The 7,535-nt window shown below is 75.3% G+C and carries 6 protein-coding genes; 1 reads left to right on the plus strand and 5 read right to left on the minus strand.

Annotated elements, in window-relative coordinates; translation table 11 throughout:
- Positions 1 to 31: 31 nt before the first annotated feature.
- Complete coding sequence (locus ACSNOD_RS25855; protein WP_436769465.1) at positions 32 to 1,447, plus strand: hypothetical protein; 1,416 nt, start codon at positions 32 to 34, stop codon at positions 1,445 to 1,447.
- A 57-nt stretch (positions 1,448 to 1,504) separates the two neighbouring features.
- Here ACSNOD_RS25855 and melC2 read toward each other — a convergent pair whose 3' ends face one another.
- The 5 genes from melC2 to ACSNOD_RS25880 all read right to left on the minus strand — a co-directional run bounded on the left by melC2 (position 1,505) and on the right by ACSNOD_RS25880 (position 7,357).
- A complete protein-coding gene (melC2, locus tag ACSNOD_RS25860; RefSeq protein WP_436769460.1) occupies positions 1,505 to 2,350 on the minus strand; it encodes a tyrosinase MelC2 in 846 nt (281 codons plus the stop codon).
- Positions 2,351 to 2,523: 173 nt separating this feature from the next.
- Positions 2,524 to 2,955: an apotyrosinase chaperone MelC1 gene (melC1, locus tag ACSNOD_RS25865; RefSeq protein WP_436769461.1), complete on the minus strand. Its 432-nt coding sequence runs from the start codon at positions 2,953 to 2,955 to the stop codon at positions 2,524 to 2,526.
- 395 nt (positions 2,956 to 3,350) lie between these two features.
- Positions 3,351 to 4,655: a phosphodiester glycosidase family protein gene (locus tag ACSNOD_RS25870; protein ID WP_436769462.1), complete on the minus strand. Its 1,305-nt coding sequence runs from the start codon at positions 4,653 to 4,655 to the stop codon at positions 3,351 to 3,353.
- Between the two features lie 353 nt (positions 4,656 to 5,008).
- Positions 5,009 to 5,968 (minus strand): FAD-dependent oxidoreductase, encoded by a 960-nt coding sequence (locus ACSNOD_RS25875; RefSeq protein WP_436769463.1) that lies wholly within the window; start codon positions 5,966 to 5,968, stop codon positions 5,009 to 5,011.
- A gap of 156 nt (positions 5,969 to 6,124) precedes the next feature.
- Entirely contained in the window at positions 6,125 to 7,357 is a 1,233-nt protein-coding gene (locus tag ACSNOD_RS25880; protein ID WP_436769464.1) for a S8 family peptidase, read from the minus strand.
- Positions 7,358 to 7,535 lie beyond the last annotated feature (178 nt).

The following is a 7,535-nucleotide window of genomic DNA, read 5'->3' on the forward strand; positions in this document are numbered from 1 at the left end:
CCCCCGGCGCGCGGCCCCGCCCTGGCCGGCCCTGGTCGCCGCCGCCTACACCGCCGTCCAACTCGCCCTGGCCGTCCCCGGCACCGGGCTCGGCTGGGACGAGACGGTGTACGTCAGCCAGGTCTCGCCGCACGCCCCCGACGCGTTCTTCAGCGCCCCGCGCGCCCGCGGGATCACCCTGCTGGTCGCCCCCGTCGCCGCGCTGACCCCCTCCGTCACCGCGCTGCGCGTCTGGCTGGCCCTGCTCTCCGGCCTGGGGCTGTTCCTGGCGCTCCGGGTCTGGCGGCGCCTGCTGCCGGGGCCCGTGCTCGCCCTCGGCGGGGGCCTGTTCGCCGGGCTGTGGGTCGCCGTGTTCTACGGCCCGCAGGCGATGCCCAACCTCTGGGTGGCCTTCGCGGCGCTCGCCGGCGCCGGCTGCTTCCTGCGCGCGGTGCGCGACCCCTCGGACACGCCGGCCCTCCTCGGCCTCGGGGCCGCGGTCGCCACGGCCGCGCTGATGCGCCCCCTGGACGGCGGCTGGCTGGCCCTGCCGCTCGCCGCGGCCGCCGTGTGCGTGCCCCGGTGGCGCCGCCCGGCCGTACTGGCCGTGCTCGCCGCCGGACTGGTGCTCGGCTGCGCGCCCTGGATCTGGGAGGCGTACGCCCGGTTCGGCGGCCTGCTGCCCCGGCTGCGGCGCGCCAGCGAGATCCAGGGCAGCCTCGGCTGGCACCCCGCCCTCGACGACCATGTCCGGGCGCTCGGCGGGCGCACCCTGTGCCGGCCCTGCGAGGGGCCGTGGCGCCACGAGGTGACCGCCGTGTGGTTCTTCCTCCTCGCGCCGCTCACCGCGCTCGGGGTGCGGGCCGCGGCCCGCACCGGCCGCCTGGCCGAAGCCCTGCTGTGCGCGGTCACGGGGATCGGCCTGGGGCTGCCCTATGTGCTGACGGTCGACTACGCCGCGCCCCGGTTCCTGCTGCCGGCGTACCTCCTGCTGGCGCTCCCGGTGGCCCTCGGCCTGTACGGGCTGCGGCGCGCCGTCCGCCCCGCCCTGCGCCCGGCGGTGGCGGTGGTCCTGGCCCTCGCGCTCGCGGGCCATCTGGCCGTGCAGTACGCCGTTCTGCACAGCGTGGTGAAGCGCTTTCGCGCCGACTCGGTGGCGCTGGGGCGGATCGCGGCCGAACTGCGCGGGCAGGGCGTCCGGCCGCCGTGCGTCATCAGCGGTGAGGAGGCCATCCGCATCGCCCACCGCATGGGCTGCGCCTCCCGCCAGGTGGGCGGTCACGACGCCGCCATCACCCCGGCGGGGCTGCGCTCGGCGGCGGAGCGCTCGCCGGTGGCCGTCCTGGTCGCCCGGCAGCAGGCGCCGCCCGCCCACGCCCGGGGCTGGCGGCCGCACCCGCTGCCGGACGTGGGAAGGCTGCGCGGACTGCGCGGCTATCTCTCGCCGTCCGCGCAGCCGCCGCCCTGACCGGAGCCGTCAGGGGGTGCGGCCCGCGCCCGCCGCGCCCCCGGCCGCCGTGCGCGGCTATGCCGCCCGCGCCCCCTGGACCTCGGTGTCATACGTGTAGTGCGGGGTGTGGTCGAGCATGTCCGCCGGGGTCACGTCGTTCCAGGGGCGCATGGGCTCGCGCAGGTCCACGACGTTCGGGGTCCCCCCGGTGGGCAGATAGCCCGAACCGGGGTGCCGGCGCTGCCACTCCGCCCAGAGCTTGTCGATGAAACAGTGGTGCAGCCAGAAGACCGGGTCGTTCGGGGAGACCCCGGTGGCCATCTGCCCGCCGACCCAGACGTGCACCCGATTGTGGAGGTTGGCGCCGCGCCACCCCTCCATGTGGTTGCGGAAGCCGTCGGAGGCGCTGTTCCACGGCGGGGCGTCGTACGTGGACATGGCCATCACGGAGTCGAGTTCGGCTCGGGTGGGCAGCTCGCGCACGCCCGTCCCCAGGGAGCGGCGGAGGAAGTCGCGGCCGTCCACGCGGACCGTGATGGGCCAGTTGCCGCCGGAGAAGGCGAAGGCGCCGTCGGTGACCCGCCCGTCCCGGCTGCGCCCGGTGCCGCCGAGGAAGTCCGGCGCCCAGAGGGAGGACGTGGGGCTGCGGTCGACGGTCCAGTCCCAGTACGGCAGCGTCACCGAGGCGTTGACGGTCTGCAGCTCCCGTTCGAACTGTATGAGGAAGCGGCGGTGCCAGGGCAGGAACGAGGGGGAGCGGTGGCCCACCCGGTCACCGGAGTCGGTGTCGCTCATGATGAAACCGTTGTGCGTGGTGACGAACGCGTCGTAGCGGCCGCTGCGCTTGAGTTCCACGAGGGCGCCGACGAAGGCGCGCTTCTCCTCGGCGGTGAGGAGGGCCTGGTTCTTGCGGACTGCCATGGCGGGTCCTTTTCGGGAGACCGGTCCGGGCGGTGCCGTCCGGTGCGGAAAGTGGGCGGGTGAACAGCGGGACAGGGCGTCACGATGTGGGGAAGCCCCGGGGAGACCCGGGAGGCCCGGGGCCCGAGGAGCCCGGGGCGGCCCCGGAACGGGTGGGGTCCCGGGCCCGGCGGTCAGCCGAAGGGGACGAGCTGGGCGCCTTGGAGCTCCTCGACGGCGGCGCGGGCGAGCGCCCGGGGGGTCGCGAAGGTTTCGTAGTGGTTCACCACGCTGATCCACGTGGAGTCCGCGTTCCGCATGGTGTGGAGCTCGCGGCCGTCGACGAGGACGGTGTAGCCGGCGCCGTGGTGGTGGCCGCCACCGCCGTGGCCGGCCGCCATGCCCTGTATGCGGCGGCCCCGGTAGACCTCGTCGAACGGCTCGGGGGCCGGGCCGCCGTGGCCGTGCCCGGCCGGCGCGGCGTGTCCGGCGTGCCCGGTGTGGGCGCCGGCCCCGTCGGAGGCGGGGCGGGTGAGCGAGTCGGCGACCGCCGGAGTGGCCAGGGCGGCTCCGGCGAGCGCGGCGGCGGTGCCACCGAGGACACGACGGCGGGTGAGTGCGGACATGCGGGAGTTCCCCTCCTGAAGAACGGCAGCACCGAACAGCCCGCCGAGGCAGGCTGGTTGGTGTGCGTGACGATCAATCGGAGACCGCATCGTGGCAGGGCGTGCCCGGCCCGCAAAAGTGCGAACGTGAGGTTGGCCCTCAATCGGACATTGCGCCTGAAAAGTGCAAGGGTCAACCACGCCGATCTTGCTGTGGTGCCCGCCGAACGCCCCGCGATTCAGAAGGATTTACGGAAACATTGCCGTGCTGCGGGAATTTCTTTTGGTGGGTGCGAGGCTGCGTGGCGCCACTCACTGTTGCAACTTGGCGCGAAAGCGGTCCATAGTCGCCCATGTCCCGACACGGTTAAATCATCAACTGACCGCTCCCGCAAGGAGGTTCGGCGCGGTGCCGGTCAGCGGTCGCTCAGCAGGGCGATCGCGTGCGGAACCGCGCGCTCGGTGCCGTCCGAGGGGTGACTGATCACGGAGGGCCGCGCGGTGGCGGAGCGGGCGGCCACGAGCTCGCTGGAGCCGCCGCCGTCCAGCATCACGGCGTCCGTCGCGCCGAGCCGTGCGATGAGCCGGGCGGTGTCGGCGTAGGACAGCCCCGCGGAGTGCGCCTGCCGGCCGTCCACCACCAGCAGGATGATCCGGCGCGCGTCCGCGCCGTGGCCGATCGCGGTGCGCGGATGGCGCGACTGGTAGTGCGAACGGTCCGGGAACGTGGGAACCGTGCCGCCGGTGAGCAGCGTCCCGCCGTGCCCCAGAGCGAACGCCCACGGGCCGCCGGAGTCGTCGTACGCCAGCCGTGCCGCGTCACCGGCCCCGAACCCGGCGAGCCGCTCGGCGGCGCCCCCGCAGCCGACGACCACGAAGCCGGACCGCGGCACCGCCGTGTCGCCGATCCCCTCGCCGGCCTCGGTGACGGTCCCCTCGTCCACTACCACCTCGCGGCACTCGGCCGCGGCGCTCTCGCTCAGGGAGGCCGCCGCCCGGCGGCCCGGACCCCAGACCGGGGTGAAGACCCGCAGCCGGTCGTCGGCGGCCGCGGGGGAGTTCACCGCCCCGACCGGCAGCGCCTGCCCGTCCAGGGTGACCGTGCCGGTTCTGCGCAGGGTGCCCCGGCGCAGCCTGCTGTCGGTGTCCACGCCCACCACGGGGACGGACGAGTCCGAGGCCTTCCACGCCACGCCGTCGCGCACCAGGGGCCCGCGGGGCGCCTGCGAGCCGCGGATGTCGTAGAAGTCCCCGTTGACGGCGGCCACCAGCCGCTCGCCGCCGCGGCCGTGGGCGCGCCCGGCCCAGTCGCTCAGCCGCCGCTTGGTGGTGACGCTGTCGGCGAGCAGCGCCCCGCGCAGCCCGTCCGACCCCATGTGGGCCGTCACCACGTGGTAGCAGACCGCCCGGCCGCCGACGGTGGTCGAGGCCGTGCGCACGGTCGTCGACGGCGTGGGCCGTACGGTGGCCGCGCGGCAGGTGGCCGCCGCGGCCGTACGGGGCGCGACCGGTACGGCGCCGGCCGCCGTGTCCGACGGGACCGCGCCGGAGAGGGTGGTTCCGGAGGGGGCGGTGCCCGGGAGGGCCGCGCCGGAGGACACGCTGTCCGTGTCCGGGCCGACCGTCGCCGCGGCCGGGGGCGCCCCCGGTGCGGTGAGCACGGCCAGCGCCGCCATGGCTGCCAGGGGGACGGCCGCGAGCCGTCGGTCGCCTCGTCGCATACCGCGCCAAACGACGCGAACGGCCCGGGGTCACCCCTCGCGCGGGGGGCACGTCCGTTCGCCGCACCCCGATGGCGTACGCGGGTCGGAACGCCGGGGAGCGGTCGGCCGCGCCGTGCGCTGGCCCGACGGCCCGAACGGCTTCGGATCACCCGGGGGTCGGGCGACCCGTACGGGCGACCCCCGGATCACCCGCCGGGAGGGGCTCGCGCACCCGTACGGCGGCCCTGGTCACTCGCCCGGCGATCGCACGCCCGTACTGCGGTCCGGTGCAACCGTCCGGCGAGCGCACGCCCGTACTGCTGCCCGGCTCGACCGATCGAAGGGCTCGCACCCGTACTGCGGCTCCCGGATCACTCCGAGGGCCGCACCGCCTCGTAGTAGTGGGCCAGGACCGCCTCCGCGCCGGAGCCCTGCGCGGTCACGATCCGCTGGAAGCGGGCACCGCGCAGGTCGCCGGCCGTGCGGACGCGCGGATGCTGGTCCCCGGGCGGGCAGTAGCCGTCCGCCCCGCGCGTGAGGTCCCCGTCCGGCACCACCGGAGCCGTGCCCAGGTTCAGATACACGGCCTCGGCGGTGTACGGCTGGGTGCCCTCGCCGTCGGGCTCCCGCTCGCCCGAACTGTGCCCGTGCCGCGCCCAGATGTGGAACATCCCGCCCGCGCCCCGGTTGATGGTGACGCGGCCCACCCGGTGCAGCACCGCCCGCGGGTCGCCGAGCACCTCGTTGCTCTTGTAGTCGTCCGCCGCCGGGTGCAGCACATGCAGTCGTACGTCGGCCGAGGGGTGGGAGCGCAGCACGGTGCCCAGCGGCCGGTCGGCCCCCAGGACGATCACCGACCGGCCGGCCAGCTCCGGCAGCCGGGTCTCCCACAGCGACGGCAGCCGCAGATCGGGCGGCACGCTCACCCAGTCGGTGGCCGCCGGCGGCAGCGGGCCGGTGCCGGTGGCGACCACGGCGCGGGGCGCGGTGAGCACCCGGCCGGAGTCCAGGGTCACCGCGACCCGCCGGTCGTCGGCGGCGACCCGTTCGGCCCGGCTGCCGAGGAGCACCTCGCAGCCGGCCGCCCGGCGGACGTCGGCCGCGATGGCGTCGGCGAGCCCCGGGCCGCTGCGGTGGCCGCCGGGGACGTTGTCCAGCGCCCCGACGGCGTACAGCTTGCCGCACAGCCGGTCCGGTTCGATCAGGACTGTGCGCATCCCGAGGCTCGCCGCCATGAGGGCGGCGGCGCACCCGGCGGGGCCGCCGCCCACCACGATCAGATCGGTGTCCCGGGGGCCGGCCCCGGCGCCCCGGGCGCCGTTCTCGCTCACCGTCATCGGCGCCTCGCCCCGGCGCGTTCGGTGCGGACCGTACGGGCGGTACGGGCGGCTCCCACCATGGATCGAGCGGTTCCAACCATGGCCCGAGTGTGCCATCCACCGCGGCGCCGGGCGCGCCGCCCCCGCCCGGGACATCGGCACCGGCTCTCAGTACACCGTGTGCAGCAGCTTGTTCGGCGATCCGGTGCGCGGATCGGTGACGACGTCGGGGGTGGCGCCGGCCACGAGCGCGTCCCGGACCTGGGCGGGGGTGGCCGTCGGGTGGCCCGCCAGATAGAGGGCCGCGGCGCCGGCCGCGTGGGGCGCGGCCATGGAGGTGCCGCTGATGGTGTTGGTGGCGGTGTCGCTGTCCTTCCACGCCGAGGTGACGCTCACACCGGGCGCGAAGAGGTCCAGACACGTGCCGAAGTTGGAGAAGGAGGCGCGCCGGTCGGTGCGGTCGGTGGCGCCGACCGTGATGGCCTCGGGCACCCGCGCGGGGGAGTAGCCGCAGGCGTTCTGCGGCTGGCCGAGGAAGTTGCCGTTCCCGGCGGCGATGGCGTAGCTGATGCCGGAGGTGACGGACTTCTTGACGGCGTTGTCCAGGGAGGTGTTGGCCCCGCCGCCCAGGCTCATGTTGGCGACGGCGGGCTTGACCGCGTTGCCGGTGACCCAGTCGACGCCGGCGATCACCCCGGAGTTGCTGCCCGAGCCCTGGCAGTTGAGCACCCGGACGCCGACCACCTTCGCGCCCTTGGCGACGCCGTACAGCGTGCCGGCGGTCGTGCCGGCCACATGCGTGCCGTGGCCGTGGCAGTCCTTGCCGTTCTGGCCGTCGCCCACGGTGTCGGTGCCCACCGAGGCGCGCCCGCCGAAGTCCTGGTGGCTGGTGCGCACGCCGGTGTCGATGACGTAGATGCGGACGTTGGAGGCGGTGGTGTTGTACGTGTACGTGCCGCTCAGCGGGAGGTTGCGCTGGTCGATGCGGTCGATGCCCCAGGTGGCGCCGGACTGGGTGTCGCTGATGGAGACCTTGCTGTCCTGCTCCACATAGGCGACCCGGGGGTCGGCGGCGAGCCGGCGCGCCTGCTCCTGCGACATCCGTGCGGAGAAACCATTCAGCGCGGCGCTGTAGACGTGGACGACCTTCCCCTGGTGGCGCTCGGCGAGCTCGGCTGCGAGCGCGGCCGGGGTGGAGTGGGCCGTGGCGGTGTCCTTGAGGACGACGATCCAGCTGTCCGGTATCGCGTCGGTCCCGGTGGCCAGGCGCAGGTCGCCGGCGGGCACGTCGGGGGTGGGGGTGCCATGGGCCGGTGCGGCGGCGAACGAGAGGCCGGCCGCGAGCAGTACGGCCGGCAGGGTGATCCCCAGGCGTCGGGCGGTGGGTCTCATCTGGTGCACCTGACCTTTCACGGACCGCGGAAGGAGACGCGGACACGGTCGGGGGTGTGGGGGGCCGCGCTCACCGCGGAAACGGCGCGTGCGCGGGTGTGCGACAACGGTCGCGTGCCGGTTGACCGGGCACAAGAAGCGGTTGTGGCATGTTCAGGACGAAAAATCGGAGGGCGGGTGTGGGGGG

It is taken from the genome of Streptomyces sp. URMC 123, assembly GCF_051386515.1.
GTDB lineage: Bacteria > Actinomycetota > Actinomycetes > Streptomycetales > Streptomycetaceae > Streptomyces.